21 protein-coding genes are annotated in these 22,262 nt (G+C 59.7%); all 21 read right to left on the bottom strand.

Features of this window, described 5'->3' with window-relative positions; translation table 11 throughout:
* Positions 1-49 precede the first annotated feature (49 nt).
* The gene (locus AC07OG_RS23115; RefSeq protein WP_060541398.1) at positions 50-1,525 is read right to left on the bottom strand and encodes a sigma-54 dependent transcriptional regulator; all 1,476 of its coding nucleotides are present in this window, start codon (positions 1,523-1,525) and stop codon (positions 50-52) included.
* A gap of 161 nt (positions 1,526-1,686) precedes the next feature.
* On the bottom strand, positions 1,687-1,983 hold the full coding sequence (gene fliT, locus AC07OG_RS23110) for a flagellar protein FliT (protein ID WP_218425186.1): 297 nt from the start codon (positions 1,981-1,983) through the stop codon (positions 1,687-1,689).
* Between the two features lie 10 nt (positions 1,984-1,993).
* A complete protein-coding gene (gene fliS, locus AC07OG_RS23105; protein ID WP_495068185.1) occupies positions 1,994-2,389 on the bottom strand; it encodes a flagellar export chaperone FliS in 396 nt (131 codons plus the stop codon).
* A 131-nt stretch (positions 2,390-2,520) separates the two neighbouring features.
* The gene (gene fliD, locus AC07OG_RS23100) at positions 2,521-3,966 is read right to left on the bottom strand and encodes a flagellar filament capping protein FliD (RefSeq protein ID WP_495068184.1); all 1,446 of its coding nucleotides are present in this window, start codon (positions 3,964-3,966) and stop codon (positions 2,521-2,523) included.
* An 83-nt stretch (positions 3,967-4,049) separates the two neighbouring features.
* Positions 4,050-4,418 (bottom strand): flagellar protein FlaG, encoded by a 369-nt coding sequence (locus AC07OG_RS23095; protein ID WP_495068183.1) that lies wholly within the window; start codon positions 4,416-4,418, stop codon positions 4,050-4,052.
* Between the two features lie 70 nt (positions 4,419-4,488).
* Entirely contained in the window at positions 4,489-5,340 is an 852-nt protein-coding gene (locus AC07OG_RS23090) for a flagellin domain-containing protein (protein WP_060541393.1), read from the bottom strand.
* Positions 5,341-5,587: 247 nt separating this feature from the next.
* On the bottom strand, positions 5,588-5,860 hold the full coding sequence (locus AC07OG_RS23085) for a hypothetical protein (RefSeq protein WP_060541392.1): 273 nt from the start codon (positions 5,858-5,860) through the stop codon (positions 5,588-5,590).
* Positions 5,857-7,149 (bottom strand): motility associated factor glycosyltransferase family protein, encoded by a 1,293-nt coding sequence (locus AC07OG_RS23080; RefSeq protein ID WP_495068182.1) that lies wholly within the window; start codon positions 7,147-7,149, stop codon positions 5,857-5,859. The genes AC07OG_RS23085 and AC07OG_RS23080 overlap by 4 nt, the downstream gene beginning before the upstream one ends.
* A 78-nt stretch (positions 7,150-7,227) precedes the next feature.
* Positions 7,228-8,154, bottom strand: a complete 927-nt coding sequence (locus tag AC07OG_RS23075; RefSeq protein ID WP_060541390.1) for a ketoacyl-ACP synthase III — start codon at positions 8,152-8,154, stop codon at positions 7,228-7,230.
* Between the two features lie 228 nt (positions 8,155-8,382).
* Positions 8,383-9,435: a pseudaminic acid synthase gene (gene pseI / locus AC07OG_RS23070; RefSeq protein ID WP_495068181.1), complete on the bottom strand. Its 1,053-nt coding sequence runs from the start codon at positions 9,433-9,435 to the stop codon at positions 8,383-8,385.
* Positions 9,432-10,931, bottom strand: coding sequence for a UDP-2,4-diacetamido-2,4,6-trideoxy-beta-L-altropyranose hydrolase (gene pseG, locus AC07OG_RS23065; protein WP_495068180.1), 1,500 nt, complete (start codon positions 10,929-10,931; stop codon positions 9,432-9,434). Before pseG ends, pseI begins: the two co-directional genes overlap by 4 nt.
* Positions 10,928-11,623 (bottom strand): pseudaminic acid cytidylyltransferase, encoded by a 696-nt coding sequence (gene pseF, locus AC07OG_RS23060; protein ID WP_495068179.1) that lies wholly within the window; start codon positions 11,621-11,623, stop codon positions 10,928-10,930. The genes pseG and pseF overlap by 4 nt, the downstream gene beginning before the upstream one ends.
* 37 nt (positions 11,624-11,660) lie before the next feature.
* A complete protein-coding gene (gene pseC / locus AC07OG_RS23055; protein ID WP_495068178.1) occupies positions 11,661-12,830 on the bottom strand; it encodes a UDP-4-amino-4,6-dideoxy-N-acetyl-beta-L-altrosamine transaminase in 1,170 nt (389 codons plus the stop codon).
* 86 nt (positions 12,831-12,916) lie between these two features.
* Positions 12,917-15,862: a TIGR00180 family glycosyltransferase gene (locus tag AC07OG_RS23050; RefSeq protein ID WP_218425193.1), complete on the bottom strand. Its 2,946-nt coding sequence runs from the start codon at positions 15,860-15,862 to the stop codon at positions 12,917-12,919.
* A 53-nt stretch (positions 15,863-15,915) separates the two neighbouring features.
* Entirely contained in the window at positions 15,916-16,653 is a 738-nt protein-coding gene (locus tag AC07OG_RS23045; RefSeq protein ID WP_495068177.1) for a cephalosporin hydroxylase family protein, read from the bottom strand.
* Between the two features lie 16 nt (positions 16,654-16,669).
* Positions 16,670-17,740 carry a class I SAM-dependent methyltransferase gene (locus AC07OG_RS23040; protein WP_218425195.1) on the bottom strand — a complete coding sequence of 357 codons (1,071 nt, stop codon included), beginning with the start codon at positions 17,738-17,740 and terminating at the stop codon, positions 16,670-16,672.
* A complete protein-coding gene (locus AC07OG_RS23035; protein WP_495068176.1) occupies positions 17,730-18,587 on the bottom strand; it encodes an NAD-dependent epimerase/dehydratase family protein in 858 nt (285 codons plus the stop codon). The genes AC07OG_RS23040 and AC07OG_RS23035 overlap by 11 nt, the downstream gene beginning before the upstream one ends.
* Positions 18,584-19,810 (bottom strand): methyltransferase domain-containing protein, encoded by a 1,227-nt coding sequence (locus AC07OG_RS23030; RefSeq protein WP_495068175.1) that lies wholly within the window; start codon positions 19,808-19,810, stop codon positions 18,584-18,586. The genes AC07OG_RS23035 and AC07OG_RS23030 overlap by 4 nt, the downstream gene beginning before the upstream one ends.
* Positions 19,807-20,367, bottom strand: a complete 561-nt coding sequence (locus AC07OG_RS23025; protein WP_060541381.1) for a dTDP-4-dehydrorhamnose 3,5-epimerase family protein — start codon at positions 20,365-20,367, stop codon at positions 19,807-19,809. The genes AC07OG_RS23030 and AC07OG_RS23025 overlap by 4 nt, the downstream gene beginning before the upstream one ends.
* On the bottom strand, positions 20,364-21,446 hold the full coding sequence (rfbG, locus tag AC07OG_RS23020; RefSeq protein ID WP_218425198.1) for a CDP-glucose 4,6-dehydratase: 1,083 nt from the start codon (positions 21,444-21,446) through the stop codon (positions 20,364-20,366). Before rfbG ends, AC07OG_RS23025 begins: the two co-directional genes overlap by 4 nt.
* Positions 21,428-22,201 carry a glucose-1-phosphate cytidylyltransferase gene (rfbF, locus tag AC07OG_RS23015; protein WP_060541379.1) on the bottom strand — a complete coding sequence of 258 codons (774 nt, stop codon included), beginning with the start codon at positions 22,199-22,201 and terminating at the stop codon, positions 21,428-21,430. The genes rfbG and rfbF overlap by 19 nt, the downstream gene beginning before the upstream one ends.
* Positions 22,202-22,262: the final 61 nt, after the last annotated feature.

The following is a 22,262-nucleotide window of genomic DNA, read 5'->3' as shown; positions in this document are numbered from 1 at the left end:
CCGTGCCTAAAAAAAACAGCCTGAAAATGAAGCACTTGAAAAACAGGCGTCAATCATCCGCCTGTTCGTCTCCATCACGACGGCTCATGCCGTACTTGCGCATCTTCTCCACCAGCGTGGTACGTCGAATGCGCAGCCGCTCGGCGGCACGGGCCACGATGCCATTGGCATCATCCAGCGCCTGCTGAATCAGCCCCTGCTCCAGGCTACCGAGGTAGTCCTTGAGGTCCAGGCCTTCCGGCGGCAGCATGGCGCTGGCGGTGAAGACCGGCGTATGGCCGTTGATGGCCACGCGCTCTTCAAGGTCACTGCGCAGGCTGTCGACCATTTGCTCGTCTTCATCGTCGACGTAGCGGAACTTCTTCGGCAGCTCGACCACACCGATCACCCCGTACGGATGCATGATCGCCATGCGCTCCACCAGGTTGGCCAGCTCACGGACGTTGCCCGGCCAGCCATGCCGGCACAGCGACATGATGGCGGCCGAGTTGAAACGGATCGAACCGCGTTTCTCGTGCTCCATGCGCGAGATCAATTCGTTCATCAGCAGCGGAATGTCTTCGACCCGCTCGCGCAGCGGTGCCATCTCGATCGGGAACACGTTCAGGCGATAGTACAAGTCTTCGCGGAAGGTGCCGATCTCGATCATGCTTTCGAGATTCTTGTGGGTCGCGGCAATGATGCGCACGTCGACGCTCTGGGTCTTGTTGCTGCCGACGCGCTCAAAGGTGCGCTCCTGCAACACGCGCAGCAGCTTGACCTGCATCGGCAGTGGCATGTCGCCGATTTCATCGAGGAACAACGTGCCGCCATTGGCCAGCTCGAAACGCCCGGCACGGCTGGTGATCGCCCCGGTAAAAGCGCCCTTCTCGTGACCGAACAACTCGCTCTCGAGCAACTCTGCCGGAATGGCCCCGCAATTGACCGGCACGAACGGTGCCTCACGGCGTTTGGAGTGATAATGCAGGTTGCGCGCGACCACTTCCTTGCCGGTACCGGACTCACCGAGGATCAGCACGCTGGCATCGGTGTCGGCGACTTGCTGCATCATCTGCCGCACGTGCTGGATCGCCCGGCTGGTGCCGACAAGGCTGCGGAACAGATTGGGTTCGCGATGACGCCCCCGCTCGCGCGCCTGGTCGTACATCTCGCGATAGACCTGGGCACGATGCAGGGAGTCGAGCAATTTGCTGTAGCTGGGCGGCATCTCGAGCGTCGAAAGCACTCGGCGACGCTGGTCTTCGGGCAGCTCAATGGAAGAATTATCGCCCATTAGCAAAACCGGAAGGAACTCATCCCAGGTTGACAGTGTCTTAAGCAAGCCCCCAAGTGCGCCAGGAGCATTGACCGTCCCGATGAGGACACAGATTACTTCACGACTTGATGACAAAGAGCCGACAGCCTGCTGCCAGTCATGGCTGCCGCAGGGTAAATTTTCTTCACCGAGAAAATTCAAGATCACCGCCAGGTCGCGGCGGCGGACGCTATCGTCATCAATCAGCAGAATTTTGGTTTCACGCCACATGCAATAGCAACTTCCCTAGTCAACTCAATACCCAAAATGTTGGGGCAAGCTAGACGCTTGCAGACTTGTTATGCCTGAAGACGACTGAAATCTGGAACCAGCTCTAGTTAAGTCAAAAAACCGTGCACAGTCAAATTTATGGCGCACAACTCTGAGGTTATTTAACCAAACAGATGGTAAACCTTTGCCGCGTTTTGTGCTTGATGGATCTGCGACATCTCATCGACTATCGCTTGCCTCTCCCCCGTAGCCGCCTCAAGAAGCTGCTTGTACACCCCTAGCAGCTCCTGAAGATTGTCGCGCAACGCGGCCTCGTCCACCGAAGTTTCACTCAAGACGTCTTCCATGCAGGAACGGCACGCCAGGTCCAACTCACCGATCGCTTGCCAATTGCGTTCGGCCAATGCGCCGACCAGAGCTTGGCGGGTGTGTTCGATTCGCTGCAGGACAAGACTCATGATGATCTCCTTAAAACTGCGGACCCGCAGGGGCGATACCGTCCCAGCCGTCTTTGACGGTGCGAAGCAAGTCGCCGACTTCGACAAGAATCGCTGGATCGGTCGTGATGTTCGCCTCGGCGAGACGCTTCATCATGTACATGTAGAGATTATCCAGCCTCTCCACCTCTTCAGCCTTGTTCTCGAGGTCCAGGCCCTCACGCAAGCCGCCAATGATCCCGATGGCCTTGCTGATCAACACACCTTTACCCGGAATATCGTTGCGCTCCATGGCGCCTTTGGCCTGAGCAATACGGTCCAGCCCACCCTCCATCAGCATCTGCACCAGGCGGTACGGGCTGGCTTCGGAGACTTGAGCTTGCGCTCCAACTTTCTGATATTGCCGAAGGGCCAACATCGGATTCATGTTCTTACCTCATCGCAACTTTAGGACTCACCTGACCAATATATCGTCTACGAGTCAAAGAACTTTAAACCGGAAGACAAAAACCCGGCGCGTTTAAAACGTCGCCGGGTTTTTTGTCATGGGCTCAACGCTTAACTTTTGGAAGCCTGTGCATTCAGGCTGTCGAAGAACGAGGTGATGTTGGTCGCCGTCGCCTTCATTTGCCCGACCAACAGGTCCATGGCGTTGTACTTGGCCGTCAGCGACGCGGTCAGCGACGTCACGCGCAGGTCCAATGCCATCTGCTGATCGCTCAGCTCGCTTTTCTGTTTGTTCAGACTGGTGGTGCGCTGATCAAGAATGCCACCGGTCTGAGAATAGGGTTTGATCGCCGCGCTCATGCGGGCCAGCAGGCCATTGGTACTGTTGGTACCGGTAAACAGCGTCTGGACCTCACCACCCAGCGACTTGCTGGTCATCGCCTTGGTGAATTTTGCCGAGTCAAAATTCAACGTACCGGCTTTCTGGTCGGTGGTGATACCCAATTGCGCCAGCACCGACAACTGCCCACCCGGGCCTGGTGTGGTCAACTCCTTGCGGATATCGGCAATCAACGAACGGGGCATGGCGTCACCGGTCATTGCCGCAGAGACAGTCGGCTTGCCATCAGCACCGACAGTGGCCTGAGTCAGCGAGTTAACCGTTCTCACCAGCGTGTTGTAGGCATCGACAAATGACTGGATCGAAGTCTGCAACCCCGTCGTATTGGTCGCCACGGTCACGGTCGAGGTGCCTGCTGCCACCAGGGTCATGCTCAAGCCGCTGACTGACGAGTTGACCGTGTTGGTTTTGCTGGTCACTGCCAGACCATCGATCGTCAGGCTCGCATCAGCCGCCAGCGCACCGATGGTGCCGGCACTGTTCGGATCAGGCAGGGTCGCCCCCGGATTCGCCGGATCGGGAATGGTCCCCATGATCTGGCTGCCATCGATCTCAAGGCCCGCGATGCCGCTGACGATGAGATCCGTGCCCTTGCCGGTCGTGGTCGAGCCGATCACCAGTCGCGACCCGTTGCTGTCGGTGACGATGTTGGCCGAGATACCCTGGGCACCCAGTGTTGTGTTGATAGCGTCACGGGTCGACTGCAAGGTCGCACCGCTCGGTATAGCAACGCTGTAGGCAGTGCCATTTTGACTGATGTTCAATGTACCAGTCGGAATGGCACTGGACGCACCGCCCGCGAAAGAAGCACTGGCAACCTTGGAGCCGGTAGCCAGGTTGTCGACTTTGATGGTGTAAGTACCGTTGACGGCAGTGTTGTCCGAGGTTGTCGTCAAAACCGTCGGCGCTGAGGAGGTTGCCGCGAAACCGGAAAACGCAGGGCTTGTCGCGCTGTTGAGCTTGTTCATGGCAGCCTGGTAGGCGGCCAGAGCACTTTTGAGTGTGCCTATACCAGAAATCTTGGACGTATTGATCGTGGTCTGAGTGGTGATCTGAGTCTGCTTGGCCGATTTATCGCTGTTGACCAATGCTGTAACGATCGAGTTGATATCAATACCGGACCCAAGGCCCAAACCTGGTGTAATCGGACTTGCCATGCACATTCCCCTTTATGTCCGCTGCCGGTCTTTTGACCGGTCACGCCGTCACATCAACGTACAAACACGATTCATGCCAGCTGTCAGGCTTTTGCTTCAAACAGCACGTTGCTTGCCGTCGTCAAACTTTCCGCCAGTTTCAGGGCTTCTTCGCAAGGAATCTGGCGCACCACTTCACCGGACTCCGAGGCGATCACTTTCACCACAACTGTGCCGGAAGCCTCATCGATCGAGAACTCCAGATTGCGCTTGATCGACTGAACGAATTTCTCGATCTCTTGCACGGCCAGTTTAAGCTTCTCGGGATCCGAGTCATCTCTTCCAGCCACTGACTTGACGCTATCGCGTTCGGTGCTGCTGTCGCTACGAGTGACGCCAGCCGGCTGAGCAGAAGCCGTATTTGACGGTTGAGCGGCCAGGTAAGACAAGTTCAGCTTGACGCTCATGTCCATATCCATCACCTCCTGAAGCAAAAAGCGAGAGAGCGCGACTGGCGCACTCCCCCGCTAAAACTCAACCGAATTACTGAAGCAGTTTCAGTACGGCGGAAGGCAACTGGTTGGCTTGAGCCAGAACAGCGGTGGAAGCTTGTTGCAGAGTTTGCTGTTTGGTCAGGCTGGCAGTTTCAGCAGCGAAGTCGGTGTCTTGAACGCGACCCAGTGCAGCGCTGGCGTTTTCGTTGACGTTCTGCAGGTTGGAGATGGTGCTGGTCAGACGGTTTTGCGAAGCACCCAGGTTGGCGCGAGTGGCGTTCACCGTGTCCAGAGCTTTGTCGATCGCGGTGATTGCGCCGTCGATTGCCACGAAAGCAGCAGCACTGGTAGCACCAGTCAGAACGGTAGTACCCGAACCTACGGACAGGCTGGAGGCGGCGAAGCTGGTGCTCAGAGCCAGAGTGATCTGGTTGGCGGTACCGGTGTTGGAACCCACTTGCAGGGTCATGACGCTAGCAGAACCGTCCAGCAGGTTTTTGCCGTTCAGGTTGGTGCTCTGGGCAATACGAGTCAGCTCGTCGGACAGCTGAGTGAACTCGGCGTTGGTTGCGGTACGGTCAGCAGTGATGTTGGTACCGTTACGTGCCTGGACAGCCAGTTCACGCATACGTTGCAGAATGTTGGTGGTCTCTTGCAGAGCGCCTTCAGCGGTCTGAGCCATCGAGATACCATCGTTGGCGTTCTTGATTGCCACGGTCTGACCACGAATCTGGCTGGTCATACGGGTAGCGATCTGCAGGCCGGCGGCGTCGTCTTTAGCGCTGTTGATTTTCAGGCCGGAAGACAGGCGGGTCATGGAGGTCGACAGAGCATCCGATGCACGGCCCAGGTTCTTTTGAACGTTCAGGGAGGCAACGTTAGTGTTTACGCCTAATGGCATGATGTATTCCTCGTTGGTTGGGTACTGGCTTCCGGCCCTGGCAACCGCCGGGTATGGCCTAGAGAACCTTCGTAATAGTTATCGTCGCTATTGCAGGTTGCTTGAGGGCTTTTTTGAAAAAAAATGCCATCACACTGCCACCCCTACGAAAACAAAGGCTTGCAAGACACCCACGCGAGAAAAATGGCGCCAGAAAGTCGCCCACAACACAATTACGAATGAATCACGCCGGCAGACGGAGTAACGCTCAGAGGTGAGCGTCCCCCGCTTCCAGCAAATCGACCAACTCATACTCCATCGAATCCGCCAGCCCCAGCCAGTCCATTGCTTCTTGAGCGGCGAACATCGACATGAGCAATTGCGCCCATTGCTGCTGGATCGTTTGAGGCGTTTGACTGAACAACGCCTGCGAGTTTTCGAAGATATCGACCATGTTCAGCGCCGCCTCGACATCACGCCCAAGTCGAAACAACTGCGCGCACTGGCGGCAATCAATGACACATTGCGCAAACCCGCTCATTGCACGAACTCCTGATTGAACGTCGTACCGACAATCATTGCGCCTGCCCGGCTGCTGTTGAAAAACCGTACCTGCGGGTGCCCGGCAATGTAGCGCTCCAGCTCGCACAGGTAACTGCGAAAATTCAACTGCGTGCTGACACGCTCGCCATTGCCGTCGAGCACCCAGTACCTGGCCTGACTCAGTGCCGGCCCCAGGTCGCCATCGTTCCAGCCGGCGTGGGTTTTGTTCATGGGGAACGCAAAGTCGGCGCCGAACAGCGTAATCCGCTGCGCGCCCATCTTCACCGCCAAGTCCACTGCCGGATGAATCACACTGCCGCCGACATACAGTTCAGCCCGGCTGACCTGCTGGCGCAAAGCGGCATAGACCGGACTGGCGGAATACCCGACATAACGGGCACCCTGCCAGGCCGCCAACACCCGCGGATCGCTCAAGGGCAGATAGACCAGCGGGATGTCGCCAGTGTCCTCGGGCGGCAGATGCCTGAAGCCGATGCGCTGATCGATACTGACCACCACGTCCGGTTTGATGCCATGCTCGCGCAGTGGTTTGTAGGCGGTATCGACGCTGATGAACAACGGTCGCGGCACCTGTTCGCGCACAGCCCTGAGCTGCTCGAAATGCTGCTCAAGGCTAGGCCCGGTGGCGATCACGTAAACCTCCCGCCCCGGGCATGTCGCGAACAACTCGGCAACATCGGCATCCTGACTGACGAGCCCGAAACTCTCTTGCAGCCGCTGGACAATCTCCGGGGATTGCGGATCGAACTCGCGATTATTGAACGTCAGGTGCACTTCACTGAGCAGGCGGTCGCGAATTTTGGCATTGAAGTCATCGGCCAGCAGCATCTCGGAAGGCAAGGCAAAAAATGGCTGGCAAATTTCCGGCGAATCACCGGCATACCTCAATTCGACGCGCGGGTCGTCGAGCCAATGCCGCTGATCGAGTAACTGTAGCGTCAGCATGAAAATCGCACCGTTGAGGATATGCACGTACAAACGCTGAAGGTCTGCGCCTTCGAGCAGCACTGTCGGCAAATCACCCAGCCCTGTGCCGTAGACATGCACCACCGGGCTGCCCGGGGGCAAGCTGGCGGCCTGCAGTCGTGCTTCACGGGTGCGATCATGGCGACTGGTAAGCTGAATACCGCCAATACTCAGCGTCGAGCCCAAGCCTTGCACCAGCTCAGCCTGCTCTTGCATGCCGGGTTCGGTACTCAACCGCGCAAACAGTGCCGGCCAGCGTCGCTCTATCACCTGAGCATTGTGGTCAAAGCTGTCGCTCATATCGCCTCGCGCACCAACGAAAAAAATAGCGCTCAAGGTTACACCCGGAGCGCTATTTTTTATGCCACAAAGTTCGTGTCAGGGGCGATAAATAATCGCCGAACCCCACGACAAGCCAACACCGAAACCACTCAGCGCAACACGCTTCCAGCTGGAATCGAGCACGTGCTTTTCCAGCAGCAACGGAATGCTCGACGACACGGTATTGCCGGTCTCGACCATGTCCTTGATGAATTTCGCAGGGTCCCCTTCGAAGCGGCGTGCCACGGCATCGACAATGGCCGCACTGCCCTGGTGAATGCAGAAGGCATCGACATCGTCAGCCGTCAGTTGCGCCTCGGCCAGCAGTTCATGCAAATGCGCCGGGACTTTGAGCAAGGCAAAGTTGAACACCTGACGACCGTTCATGAAAAACACGCCATCGCTGACTTTCAGGTGCGGCGCGCCGGAACCGTCGGTGCCGAACTTGGCTTTGCCCAGCTGCCACGGTGCGTTTTCGCCCATCCAGGTCGCGGTGGCGGCATCGCCGAACAGCATGGTGGTATTGCGATCTTCCGGGTCGACGATCTTCGAATACGGATCGGCAGTGATCAGCAAGCCATTCTTCAGGCCCGCAGCTTCCATGAAGCCCTTGATGGCGTAAATGCCGTAGACGTAGCCGGAGCAGCCCAGGGAAATATCGAACGCCGCCACGTTGGTTGGCAGGCCCAGCTTGTCCTGAACGATGGCAGCGGTGTGAGGCAGACCTTCTTCGTCACCGTTCTGGGTGACCACGATCAGCACGTCGATGGCTTCACGTTTCAAATCAGGGTTGTTGGCGAACAGCGCATTGGCCGCTTCGACACACAGGTCCGAAGTTTCCTCGCCCTCGCCTTTACGAGGCAGGAAGGCCGAACCGATCTTGCCAAGGATGAACTCTTCATCCTTGTCGAATTTTGCACCTTGTGCGTAATTGTCCAAGCCGGCTACAGGAACGTAGCTCGCAATGCTCTTTATGCCAATCATTACGGCTTCCCAATAATAAACAGCCCAATACCACCGCTCGTAATGATTCGAGGGGCGCCGACAAACAGAGAAATACGTCGCCCCGAAGCGGCGACCACGGGAAGAATAAAAGGCTATCACTGGGCCAGACAGAAGCCAGGCGCCACCTTCCCGATCAATACAATACAGTGAAGATGCGCGTAATGACTCACAGGTCACTCTATTTTGCCGAATCCGCCCGACAAGACGTTATTCGACCAATGACCAATCCAGCGGTGTACCGCGTTTGAGGTCCTGCCGGGCGCGCCGGCCCATAAGGCTTTCAGCGTGCCGGGGAGCCAACCCCAAGCCCGGGCGAATGGCCCGCAGATTGTCGGCGCAAAACAGCTCGCCGGCCGCCATGTCCCGGGTGACATACAGCGAACGCCGGTACACCAGTGACTTGCGTTCGGCCTCGGTCACGCCGTAATGCACCTGGCCCATGGCCTGCCAGGCACGCTCGGTTTCGATTACCAGGCTGGCCAGTTCGGCCGGTTCCAGGGAGAAACTGGCGTCGACGCCACCGGCAGCTCGATCCAGGGTGAAGTGCTTTTCAATCACCGAGGCGCCTAGCGCAACCGCCGCCACGGACACCCCGACGCCCATCGAGTGATCGGACAGGCCGACTTCGCAGCCGAACAATTGGCGCAAATGCGGGATGGTACGCACGTTGCTGTTGGCCGGCGTTGCCGGATAGGTACTGGTGCACTTGAGCAACACCAGATCCCTGCAACCGGCCTCACGGGCGGCTCGCACGGTTTCGTCGAGTTCGGCGATGCTGGCCATGCCGGTGGAGATAATCAGCGGCTTGCCGGTGGCCGCGACCCGCCGGATCAGCGGCAGGTCGGTGTTCTCGAAACTGGCGATCTTGTAGGCCGGCACCTCAAGGCTTTCGAGGAAGTCCACCGCCGTGTCATCGAATGGCGTGGAGAACGCCAGCATGCCCAGTTCCCTGGCCCGGGCAAAGATTGGCGCATGCCATTCCCATGGCGTATGAGCCTTCTCATACAGCGCGTACAACGAGGAACCGGCCCAGAGACTATTGGGATCCTTAATGAAGAACTCGCCCTCGGACAGGTCCAGGGTCATGGTGTCGGCCGTATAGGTTTGCAGCTTCAAGGCATGCGCACCGGCCTTGGCCGCGGCTTCGACAATCTGCAGTGCCACATCCAGCGACTGGTTATGGTTGCCACTCATTTCAGCGATGATGAACGGCGGCGCATCGGCCCCGATGCAACGGTTGCCAATCTTGAAACCAGTCATTTGTGATCCTTCAATACGCGCGTGAACTGGCAGGTACCCTGAGTGAAACCTGCCTCACGAAAGACTTTCAGTGACGGCTGATTGGCCGGCAATACCTGCGCAGTGATAGCCAGCAGCTGCGGCCAGTGGGCGCTCACGAAGTCTTCGCCCCGCGCCAGCAACGCCCTGCCCCAGCCCAGGCGGAAGCGTTCTTCGAACAGATAAATCGAGACTTCGGCTTCAAAACCGTGCAGGTCATAACGCAACACACCCACTGGGCCGTCATCGGTTTCGGCGATCAACAACAAGCGCTGGGAATTACTCAAACTGGCGGCCAGCCAGTTTTGATGGGACGGCCATTCAACTACACCGGTTTGCAACGACCAGCGCCGTACCGCCTCGGCATTGCGCCCGTCGAACAACAGCTGCGCATCCTCTTTGGTTGCAGGTCGGATGCGCAAAACTGCTCCAGCCAGGGCTGCCGCCACCCGTTGCGCCCCCCGACCATCGACCAATTGCCGTGAACGATCGGCAAGGCTCTGGCGTATGCCCTGATTGTCCGCCACAAAACCGATAGCCAGACGCAACTGCTCGACGCTGACCTGCTCGCGAACGCCAAGATAGACGTGCGCACCTGCAGCCGCCATCACCTCGCCGTTGGCTTGCTGATTATTGGACACAGCGATGCAGATCGTCGGCAACCCCATCGCTGCCCGTTCCCAGCTGGTACCGCCACCGGCGCCGACAAACAGGTCCGCCTCGGTCATCAAGCGGTAGAAGTCGCTGACAAAGCTGTGCAAGCGCCAGTTCGGATGCCCCGCCGCGAGCGCCTGCATCTGGTTCCAGGCGGGGTTGTCGGCCCCGGCGACGAAGTCGACCTCCAGTTCATGGAAGTCCGCCAGCGCCAGCATCGCGTGTTGTGTCTGCATGGCTGCATCAAAGCCGCCAAAGTTCACCAGTACTCGCCTGGCCCGGGGTTTGATCTCGATGGCCGGGCAGCAAAACTCTTCGCGCAGCATGGCAAATCGTGGGCCGAACAGCGTCTGGCAGTCCGGCGGCAGCAGCGAGGCATAAGCCTGGGGCGTGCCAGACAAGTTCTGATTGAGCAGCAGATCGACGCGGTACTGTCGGGTTGCGAGGTCATCCACCGCTGCGATCCGTGGTGCCCAGCGGCGAGCCGCCGTTTGCCAGTGATGGTCGAGGCCGTAGTGATCGACGATGATCCAGTCGAACGCCGGATGACCTTCCAGCACCAGCGCCAGCGCGTCGATATCCGCCTGCCACGGCAGCATGGACTCGATGGCCTGCAACGGGTCTTCACCGGCATAACGATCCGGCAGCGCGAAGGTTTCGAAGCCTTCGCCCGCCAGGGTATCGAGCCGATGCCCCGGCAACCGTCGACAGGCAAATGCGACGTGCGATCCCTGCTTGCGCAGGGTTCTGGCCAGCGGCAACAAACGAGCGATATGGCCGCTGCCAATGGCTGGCGACGAGTCGGAACGAATCAGCACCCTCATTGCAATTCCCCGCCGGCCTTGAGCGCGGCGTAAAGGTATTCGGCACGCGTCCAGTCCTCAAGCGTGTCTATGTCCTGCACCAGATGCCGAGGCAGAATCACCGGCAGGCTTGCCGGCGAGAACAGCGCATCACCACGCAACCAGGCTTCGCTGCGCCCCCAGTAGAACTGGCCGGCATCCTGGAAGGCTGCGGGCAAGTCCTGGGAGCGGGTCTGGCGAAACTCCGGGTAGAGCGGGGTCAAGGCGCCCTGCTCGTCGAGGGTCAAGGCCCTTTGCACCGGGAATCCGAAACTGCCTACGGAAAAGGCGAAGGCCTTGTCTGCATGCTGTTCAAGCAACTCGAAGCCCTGATGCAGATATCGCGCCTGCAACAGCGGCGCGGTCGCGTAGATGCAACACGCATAGTCGAACGCAGGCAGTTCACCAAGGGCATGGACGATCACTGCCGCCGTGCCGGTGAAATCATCGGCCAACGACGCCGGACGCATGAACGGCACCCGCGCCCCGTGACCCCGTGCGACTTCGGCAATTTCTTCATCGTCGGTGCTGACGATCACCTCGTCGAACAGATTCGATTGCAGCGCCGTAGCAATCGAACGGACGATCATCGGCACGCCGTCGAACAGCTTGAGGTTCTTGCGCGCGATTCGCTTGCTGCCGCCACGCGCAGGAATGATCGCGACGCTGCTCACCGTCGCCGCCCCGATACAAGACGATAAATCATGATGTTCAACCCAAAACCCGTCTCAAATGCTCCACCACTTCATCCTGTTCTTCATCCGTCAGGTCCGGGTACAACGGCAAGCTGATGGCTTCGGAAAAATAGCGCTCGGCCTGCGGAAAATCGCCGTCCTTGAAACCCTGCTCACGGTAGTACGGCTGCAAATGCACCGGAATGTAATGCAGGTTCACACCCAACCCGGCTGCGCGCAAGGCTTCGAACACCTGAGTCTGGTCGAGTTTGATCTGCGACAACTGCAACCTGACCACATACAGGTGCCAGGCTGACTCGGCACCTTGTTGAACCGCCGGCAATGTCACCGCCAGGCCCGCCAACAGCGTTTCATAACGGGCGGCCAATTGACGACGCCTGGCGACAAACCCGTCCAGCCGCGCCAGTTGCGACAATCCCAGCGCCGCATGCAGATCGGTCATGCGGTAATTGAAGCCCAGTTCCAGTTGCTGGTAGTACCACAATCCCGTGTCCGGCACGTTCATCTGTGCCGGATCACCAGTGATCCCATGGCTGCGCAGGCGTCGCAAGCGCTCGGCAAACTCCGGGCGATTGGTCAGCACCATGCCACCCTCGGCGCTGGTGATGATCTTGACCGGGTGAAAACTGAAAATCGTCATTGCCGCGTGTTGGCCACAACCCACCGGCCGCCCAAGGTACGAAGCACCCACTGCATGGGAGGCGTCCTCGATCAGCGTAAAACCATAGCGCTCGGATAGCTGCGCGATCGCGCGCATGTCACAACTCTGACCGGCGAACGCAACCGCCACCACCACTTTGGGTAACTTGCCGCAGGCTTGGGCGATCTCGAGTTTCTGCGCGAGTAACCGCGCATCCAGGTTCAAGGTGCCCGGGTCAATGTCGACAAAATCGACTTCAGCGCCGCAATAGCGACCACAGTTGGCCGACGCGACAAAGGTATTCGGACTCGTCCACAGCACGTCGCCCGGCCCCAGCCCGGCGACCAGGCAGGCAATGTGCAGCGCCGCCGTGGCATTGCACACCGCTACCGCATACTCAGCCTCGCAACGTTGGGCCAAGGCCCGTTCAAAGCGCTCGATGGTTGGCCCCTGGGTCAACCAGGGGGACTTGAGCACCTCCATCACGGCATCGATGTCTGCCTGGTCGATGTTCTGCCGGCCGTAGGGAATCCGGTAGGGCATCATGACCATGACTCGACACAACGCCCAACCAGCGGGCAGACACGCGTGGCCTCGAACATCATTTCGCCGTTGAGCATGTGAGCGTCCTTTTATTGATCAGACAGTTGAGCGAGCAACTGCGCCCAGTTCACACTGCGCGCGGTGCCGAGGGTAAAGCCCTTGCCGGTCATGGCCAGGTTCTGGTTGTACGCCAGATCGTGGCTCAATGCCCCGGGCCACTTTTCCCGCAAGGCTTCAAGGGCCTGCGGTGCCTCGGGCAAGGTGCCCGGGTGGATGACCTGAACCTGTGGCGTCCACACCACCAGATAGCCCGCCTGGCCGGTTTTCAGACAAAGGTCGACGTCGCTGAAGGCGTCCGCGAACACGCCCTCGTCCAATCCGCCAACCTCGTCAAACAACGCTTTGCCGATCATCAGACACACGGCCGAGACAGCTGAGTAATTTTGCTCAAGCACCAGGCGATCAAGGTAACCCCTGGCCTCTTTCGGTTCGCCGGCAAAGGCGCAACCGACACCGTCGTTCATGCCCAGAATCAGCCCGGCCTGCGTGACGTTGCCATCACGGTCCTGCAGCTTGGCACCCACCACGCCCACTTCCGGGCGCTGGGCCTGGTTGAGCAGCGATTCGAGCCAGGTCGGGTTGACCACTTCACTGTCCGGCGCCAACAGCACCAGGTATTCACCCTGGGCCTGCCGACAGGCTTCGTTGTACAAGGCCGACGCGCTGAGAGGCTCGTGTGCCCGCAGGACACGGGCCCTGTCGCCTGGCTGTCCCAGACCGTCCAGCCATTGCAGCATGTCGGGGGACTGGCTGGCGTTATCGGCAATCAGCACTTCGTAACGGGTGTAGCGGGTACGTTGCACAATTGCGGTCAGGCAACGTTGAACCTGCGCCAGGTTGTCCTGGCTCGGCACAATGATCGACACCAGCGGGCGCTCAGCGTGCCGGTAGTCGATGCGGTAAGTGCCCGGCGTGTCCGAGGTGACTTGCGCCTTGTAGCCGCGGGTGGCGAGGTGACGGATCAACGTCTGGCGCTCGTGGGCATTTTCTTCGCGTACGGCTGCAGGGGCGATCAACAGAGGCTCGTCCAGATGAGCCAGCCAGGCCATGCCGCCCTGTTCGATGACACGCAGCAGCAGGTCGAACTCCAGCGCCTTGCTGAAGTCGGCCTGGTAACCGCCGGCGTCCAACCAGACATCCTTGCGGATCAGCCAGTGCCGCGCCATCAGCGCTGGAAGGCTGAGCAGCAAGTCAAGGTTGAAGCCCGGACGAAACACGTCAACCAGCGCGCCATGGGCGTCGCGATGAATTTCGTCCATTGCCACCGCTCGGCAGTCAGGTGCGGCGTGCAATTCCAGACCGGCGCGCAACAGGCCACCGGCGGTGAACTCGTCACCCGCCTCGGTCAGCAGCAACCAGTCGCAGGTAGACAGACGCGCGACTTGATTGAGCTTGTCGACAAAGTTGGCCTGGGTCACTCGAACAAAGTGCAGCGTGTTCTGCTCCGTCGTCGCCGTCAGCGGCTCACCCGTGGTGAACACCACGATTTTGAAGGCGTGGTTGTGACCTTCCAGCAAGCTATCGAGGGTGATCTGCAGCTTGGCCGCGTCGTTGTCAAGGTCCAGTATCAGAATGCCGAATTGCGGACCACCGTTGTGGGCCGCCAGGTGACGCGAAGTCGCGGCGACTTCGTCTGCGTCCGGCGTACGCGCTGCCAGCCACTTGAGCAGGCGACCGGAACGCATGGCACCGAATGCTTCTGTATGGTCTTGGGTCGATACGGCGTCCAGGCGCTCGCTCCAGGCGAACATATCCTGTGCCTCTTGGGCTGTACCCAGAAGTTCCAGCTGTTGCGCCAGACGCGTGACCACCCTACGGTTGAATGGGCCGCTGTCAAATGCGTGCCACAGCCGATCGACGACGCTTTGGGCGGTGTCGTTGTTGCGTGGCCGCATCATGTTTTCCTGGTCCGCCCAAATACCTTCAAGCCCTTGTAGCTGAAGACGACCGGCCGGCATGGCATGCAGCAAAAATTCGATTTGAGTCAACAGGTCGAAGAATGCCTGATTGTAGTAAGGCATCTCGACGTATTGTAAAAGGCCGAATTTACGGTCTGGCCCATTCTGCACATTGCTCCAGCGCGATTCGAAAATGGGTTCGATGGTCAACGATCTGGAAGTGCGCAGGCACTGACCCATTGCCTCAAAACTGTCCAGAGCCAACTGCCTGCCCTGTGCCGGATCCAGTCCGGTTTGCACACTTGGCAGTGTCGACAGCAACTCGGCGAAAGCCTCACGCTCCGACACCGATTTGGCATCGCTGGCGCTGAGGGTGGTCATGACCTCGGTATTGTGCTCCGAGGTCATGTAATTGGCCTCTCGCACGACATAAGGAATGGGTAGCAGCCGCGCCTTTGACCTTGCCAGCATGTAGTACGCATGGCCGATTTCCTGCCATTCGAAACTGGTGTTTTCCGGCATGACTGCGTACCAGTCGCGCAACAGTTCGACACGGTGGACGGCATAAAACGGCGGAATGTACTGCTGCATGAAATCGATGACCCGGTCCTGCGCACGCTCGGACGAATAGTCTTCGCAGACCTTCTTGTCCCGACGGTAGTAGCACACGCTGCTCGCCAGGGTCAGGTACATCAGGCAATAGCCGTGGCACATGCCGTAATCCGGGTTCGACTCCAGAAACGAAACCGAAGCCTGGATCGCGTCATGCACGATGAAGTCATCGTCGGCGGCGAATATCATGTACGGCGTGGTGACCTGTTGCACGCCGTAGTCGAGCTTGGCCCGCAGGCCCTGATAGCCAAACTGCGGCACATGCCGGTAGTCGACCGACGGGAACACGCCGTCGATGCCATCGGTGACCCGTGTCGAAGAGTCCAGCAGCAAAATCCTGCAAGGCAAGGTGCTGTAAAACTTGATTGCCCGGCGCACAAAGGCCGGACGGTTATGGGTGACCAGCACCACCGTCAACAACTCGTTCAGTGGTAATCCGCTTTCAGAACCGTACTTGCCTTGCATTTTCTTCCCCGCCACTGGCTATCGCCCGATGAACTCAACAATGATGCTGTTGCTTAACGAACCCGACGCAGATAGCCGTCCGGCGCCACGGTAATCAGCAGTTTGTTCTGCAACTGACGGTCGACTTCAAAATCAGCGTTTTCTTCCAGGTACTTCCATACGGCGGTCTTCGGGTTGTCGCCCGGGCCCCATGGACGGTCCGGGAAGAAATCGGCCGGCATGTCTTCAACCACGGTGTCCATGACCACGCAGTAGCTGTCCACCGAGACCAGCGGCGCGTACAGACGCAGCTCTTCGAGCACGTGGTCGTGGGTGTGGTTGGAGTCCAGGACCAGAATGACCTTCTTGCCTGCGGCGGCAGCACGCACTTGGGCCGCGATGCCCGCGTCAATGCTCGAACCTTCGATCATCTTGATGCGCTTGCTCATCGGGTGGCTTTCGATGGCTTCGCGATTGTGCGGACGAATGTCCAGGTCGATGCCCAGCACTTCACCGTGGCCTTGCAGCTCCAGCAGGGACGCGTAGTAAATGATCGAACCGCCGTGGGCGATGCCGCACTCGATCACCAGGTCCGGTTTGACCTGCCAGATGATCTCCTGCATTGCCATCATGTCTTGCGGCAACTGAATGATCGGACGGCCCATCCACGAGAAGTGGTAGCTGTACTTGTGTCGGGCCGACTCGTTGAAAAAATCCTGCGCCAGGCCGGTAAGTTTCTGGTTGTCACCCTGCTGGGCGATCTGTTCCTGGCATTCGGCTTCGAAGGCTTTATTGATGGTGTTGTCGGTCATTTTAGAATCTCAATAGTCACTGGAACGAAGCGCTGTCGACGGCGTGATAGACGTAGCGTCCATCGGTCATCCGCTTGATTTCTTCGAGGTAATTGGAGTTCATCACAAACACATTGGCGCCTTCTGGCAGCGCATCCATGGCTTCTTGCGGCGAGCAAACCCGCGCGCCGCTCAGGGGCAGGTACCGCCCCTGCTTGGCCGGGTTGATATCCACCACACGATCTACCGTTACGCCCGCCCGTTGCAGGAACAGCGAATAGATCACGCCTTTGGATGAAGCGCCCCAGATCGCCGAGCCCTGCCCGGGCGCGGCCTGAATGATCTGCACCGCGCGCTCCAGGCTGCTGGTGAAACCGTCGGGCAGGTCCAGGCGCGGCACCGGTTGCTCCGGGGTCAGGCGCAAGGTCGCAAGGTCGGCAACGATGTACAGGTATTGGCCACCGAACAGGTGACCGGCCTCATGCACCGTGCCGAACATCCGGCGCAGGTCATCGAGGCGGAAGTAATTGACGTGCTCGTAGAACAGGTCGAACCAGGCTTTGTGATCGAGGATCCAGTCGAAGCACGGCACTTCGATGTAGATCTGCCCGCCCTGGTTGGCATCGGCCATTTCGGCGAGAAAGCTCACCGGGTCCTGAATGTGCTCCAGCACATGGCGCAGCACGATGGCGTCCGCCGCCAGCCCCAGGCCGCGCGTGAACGGCGCCTTGATCACATCGGCATTATCGCCTTCGTAAGCAGGGTCGATGCCGGTAATGGCGTAGCCGAGGCCTTTCAACAGTTCGAGAAAGTAGCCCTTGCCACAGCCGACTTCGATCAGTTCCCGGCCCTTGAAGTGACGGGCAATGATGCCCTCGACATCGCTCAAGTGTTTCTGGAACTGGCCGGAGTGCGCTTGCTCGTTCTGATAATCGGCGTCGTAGCTAAGCTTGTCGGCATCGAAGGCCTGGTTGAAGATCAACCCGCTCTTGTGGTCTTGCACCAGCACCATGTCGGCGCAGGCAGAGGCCCTGGCCGACGCGGGGTCGGCAAAGGTGCGGTTCTGCAACACCGGCAGGTCGGCGACCCGATACAACTCATGCCTCATGCGATGCTCCCAGTAGCTGTTGCAGACGGTCCGCCACACCCCAGAACGCCATCGGTTCGTGGATCGGATATGGGTAGTGACCGAGGTTCAATTGGATCGATGCACCGCGCGCGCGCAGCCGCTGCTCGACCAGGGCTCGCACCGAAATCGGCTGGCCGCTGGAGCAATTGATGACACCATCGAAGTCGCGCTGATGCAGGATCGCGGCGAGGTAGCCGGCAGCCGTTTCAATCGATAGGTAATCACGCAACTGTTCGCCAGCGGACATGTTGAAGCTGTCATCCCCGGCATCGATGGCCCGGTCCAGTGCGGCCAGCAGACTGTTCGGGTTTTGCCCCTCGCCGTGCAGGTAAAACAACCGCGCCCATTGCAGGGTGAACGGCTGAACCCGCTGCAGATTCTGTAAAAACACACGCAGCGTATTTTTTGCCAAACCGTAAGGGTTGCCTGGCTGCGGCTCGGTCTGCTCACTGAGCGGACCACTTTGCATGCCGTATTCGAAACAGGTGCCAGTAACCAGTACCTGTGAGACGCCCGCCTCCACCACGCCTTTGATGAACCGGTAGTCGGCCATCAGGTTGTGCTCGAAGTGAAACAGCGCCTGATAGTTCGGCAAGCCTGGCCACGCCAGATGCACCAGGGCGTCGATGCCATCGGTCAGCGCGTCGAGGTTCAGCGTCGGGGCGTGAATATCCGCAGCGATGAACTCCACTGCATTGATCCACGGCACACTCGCGGCGGTCTCGGCGCTGCGTGCCACGGCCCGGACTTCACAGCCACGGGCGAGCAAGGCGGCGACCAGATGACGGCCGACGAACCCGGTGGCACCGGTCACGAGCACTTTCACAGGACAGTCAACTCGGGTACGGCGATCACGAAGCGGCCGTCCCACTGACGCACCTGCGCCAGTTGTTGACTGACTTCGTGCAGCAGGTTCCACGGCAGGACCAACACGTAGTCCGGCTTCTCTATATCGATCTGCCCAGGCGCCACAATCGGAATGCGACTGCCCGGCAAATACTTGCCCTGCTTGTGCGGATTGGCATCGGCCACCCAGGCCAACAGGTCCGGCTTGACCCCGGCGTAGTTGAGCAAGGTGTTGCCTTTGGCGGCGGCGCCGTAACCGACCACACGCTTGCCGTCCGCCTTGGCCTGCAACAGGAAGCGCAGCAGTTCGTGCTTGATGCGCTCGGCGGCAGGCGCGAGGGTCGCGTAGTACCCGGCAGTTTTCACCCCGGCGGCAAGCTCGGCCTGCAGTTGTTGTTGAACCGCCGGCTGCACGTCGCGGCGAACGCCGTCGGCGCGCTGGACGAACACCCGCAACGAACCGCCATGGGTCGACAACTGACTGACGTCGAACACTTCCAGGCCATTGCGCGCGCACAAGGCCTGCACGGCGGTCAGCGACAAGTAGGAATAGTGCTCGTGATACAGCGTGTCGAACTGCTGCCCGGCCATCAGTGTCAGCAACTGCGGAAACTCGAACGTCGCTACACCGGTCGGTTTGAGCAGGGTCGCGAAACCGCCGAGGAAATCATTGATGTCCGGCACATGGGCCAGCACGTTGTTGGCCGCCATCAGGTCGGCAGACCAGCCCTCGGCGATCAACTGCGCAGCGGTTTCGCGGCCAAAGAACAGCTCACGAATTTCCAGGCCTTTTTCCCGCGCCGCTTGCGCGGTGCTGCGGGTCGGCTCGACGCCCAGGCAGGGGATGCCGCACCCGGCCACGTACTGCAACAGGTAACCGTCGTTGGCGGCGATTTCCACCACGCGGCTGTCGGCGCTCAGGCCAAAGCGCTCGACCATCTCGGCCACATAGCGTTCGGCATGGGTCAGCCAGGTACTGGAGAACGAACTGAAATAAGCGTATTCGGCGTCAAACAGGCTGTCGGCGCTGGTGTAATCCTCGGTCTGTACCAGCCAGCACTGCTGACACACTGCAACCTTCAGCGGCACCCATTGTTCGGCGTGCTCCAGCTGATCGGCGCGCACGTAGGCATTGGACGGCGGCGAAGTGCCCAGGTCGATCAGCGGCAAAGCCAGAGCAGTACCGCAACCACGGCAGTTCATAGAGTCACTCCGGCGAAGTGTTCATCGAGCAAAGGATGGTTGGCATCCCTGGCCGACAGATTATTGACAGGTAACGGCCAGGTAATCGCCAGCCGTGGATCGTTCACCGACAAGCCACCCTCGTGAGCGGGCGTGTAATCGGCGCTGTGCAAATAGAGCAACTCGGCGTCGGCGGTCAGGGTCTGGAAGCCATGGGCAAAACCGGCCGGGATCAGCAGGCTGCGACCGTCACCGGCACGCAGGTGCTCGGCGTGCCAGTGCAGGAAGGTGGCGGAATCGGGGCGCAAATCCACCGCCACGTCCCAGACTTCACCGCGCAGGCAGGTGATCAACTTGGCCTCCGGCGCACTGGCGTTCTGATAATGCAGACCGCGCACAGTGCCGCGTTCACGCGTGCAGGAATGATTGATCTGACGAATATGAAACGGCTCGCCGAACGCGCTCAGGCTGCCCTCGCAAAACAGCCGGGCAAAGTGTCCGCGCTCGTCTTCGAAGCGTTTGTGCTGCACGCTGAACAGTCCGCCCAAGGGCAATGGCTTCAACACAAACTCACTCACAGCGCGCCTCGGTACAGGTTCAACTGAGCCTGGGAGATTGCGCGCATGTCGTCGCCGTTTTGCCAGGCCAGGTGCCAATCGAGGGTCTGGGTCAGGCACTGCTGCAACGACCAGCGCGGTTGCCAGCCCAGCAACTGACGGGCGCGGCTGCTGTCCAGGCGCAACAGGCCCGCCTCGTGCAGTTCACTCGGTTCGATGCGCAAGCCACGCGCTTGCGGCCAGCGGCTGGAGAGCAACTTGACCACCTCGCCAACGCTGCACATGTCGGCTTCGCTCGGGCCGAAGTTCCATGCACCGGCAAATTCGGGGCCTTTTTCATAAAGGCTGGCGGCCAGTTGCAGGTAACCCGCCAGCGGCTCCAGCGCGTGTTGCCACGGGCGTACGGCGTGCGGGTAGCGCAAGGTCACCGGTTCGTCGGCGGTCCAGGCCCTGAGCACATCGGGGATCAAACGCTCCGGTGCAAAATCACCGCCACCCAGAACGTTGCCGGCGCGCGCGGTGGCCAGGGCCAGACCGTGTTCTGCGTATTTGTGCGCAGGGAAGAAAGAAGCGGCATAGGACTGCGCCAACAATTCACAGCAAGCCTTGCTGCTGCTGTAAGGGTCGTGCCCGCCCAGCGCTTCGTTTTCGCGATACGGCCACGCCCATTCCTGGTTGGCGTACACCTTGTCGGTAGTTACCAGCACGCACGCGCGCACGCCGCCGACCTGACGGATCGCCTCAAGCAGATTGAGTGTGCCCATGACGTTGCTGGAGTAAGTCCCCAGCGGGTCGCGATAGCCTTCACGCACCAGCGGTTGAGCCGCCAGGTGCAGGACGATTTGCGGTCGGGTCTCGGCGATCAGCTCCAGCAACGCGCCCAGGTCACGCAGGTCGCCGCGCTGATCGTTGATGCCCTCGTGCACCCGCGCCAGTTCGAACAGGCTCGGTTCGGTCGACGGATCGAGCGAGAACCCGCTGACCTCGGCTCCGAGGCTTTGCAGCCACAGCGTCAACCAACTGCCCTTGAAGCCGGTATGGCCAGTCAGCAGAACCCGCTTGCCGCGCCAGAACTCCGGGCTCAGTCCCATTGCTTCCATGGGGCCTCCCCGCTCTGCCACAGGTGCTCAAGGTGGTTTTTGTCCCGCAGGGTATCCATCGGGTGCCAGAAACCATCGTGCTGGAACGCTTGCAGCTGTTGCTCGTTGGCCAGTGCGGCCAAAGGTTCGGATTCCCACGAAGTCTGATCATCGGCGATATACGGCAGCACCTTGGGCGACAGCACAAAGAAGCCGCCATTGATCCAGCCACCGTCGCCGCGCGGCTTCTCGACGAAGCCTTTGACGCTGTCACCGTCACGCTCCAGCGCGCCGTAACGCCCCGGTGGCTGTACGGCGGTCACGGTCGCGAGCTTGCCGTGGGTCAGGTGGAAGTCCACCAGGGCGCCAATGTTCAGGTCCGAGACACCGTCACCGTAGGTGAAGCAGAACGCCTGCTCGCCCTCCAGATAGCGCGCGGCACGACGCAGGCGGCCACCGGTCATGGTGTCCTCGCCGGTATCGATCAGGGTCACGCGCCACGGCTCGCTGTAGTTCTGGTGAACGTCCATGCGGTTGTTGGACATGTCGAACGTGACGTCAGAGGTGTGCAGGAAGTAATTGGCGAAGAAGTCCTTGATCGCGTAACCCTTGTAGCCAAGGCAAATCACGAAGTCGTGAATTCCATGAGCGGAATATTGCTTCATGATGTGCCAGAGAATTGGCTTGCCACCGATCTCGATCATTGGCTTGGGCTTGAGGTGCGACTCTTCGCTGATACGCGTGCCCAGACCACCCGCCAGAATAACTGCCTTCATCTGTTCCCCTCTTGTTCTTCACAGCGCCAGCCCAAGCCTGAAAAGGCTTTTCGAGCATCTG

The sequence above is a fragment of the Pseudomonas sp. GW821-FHT09H03 genome (assembly GCF_059415945.1).
This window is presented reverse-complemented; position numbering and strand designations above follow the sequence as displayed.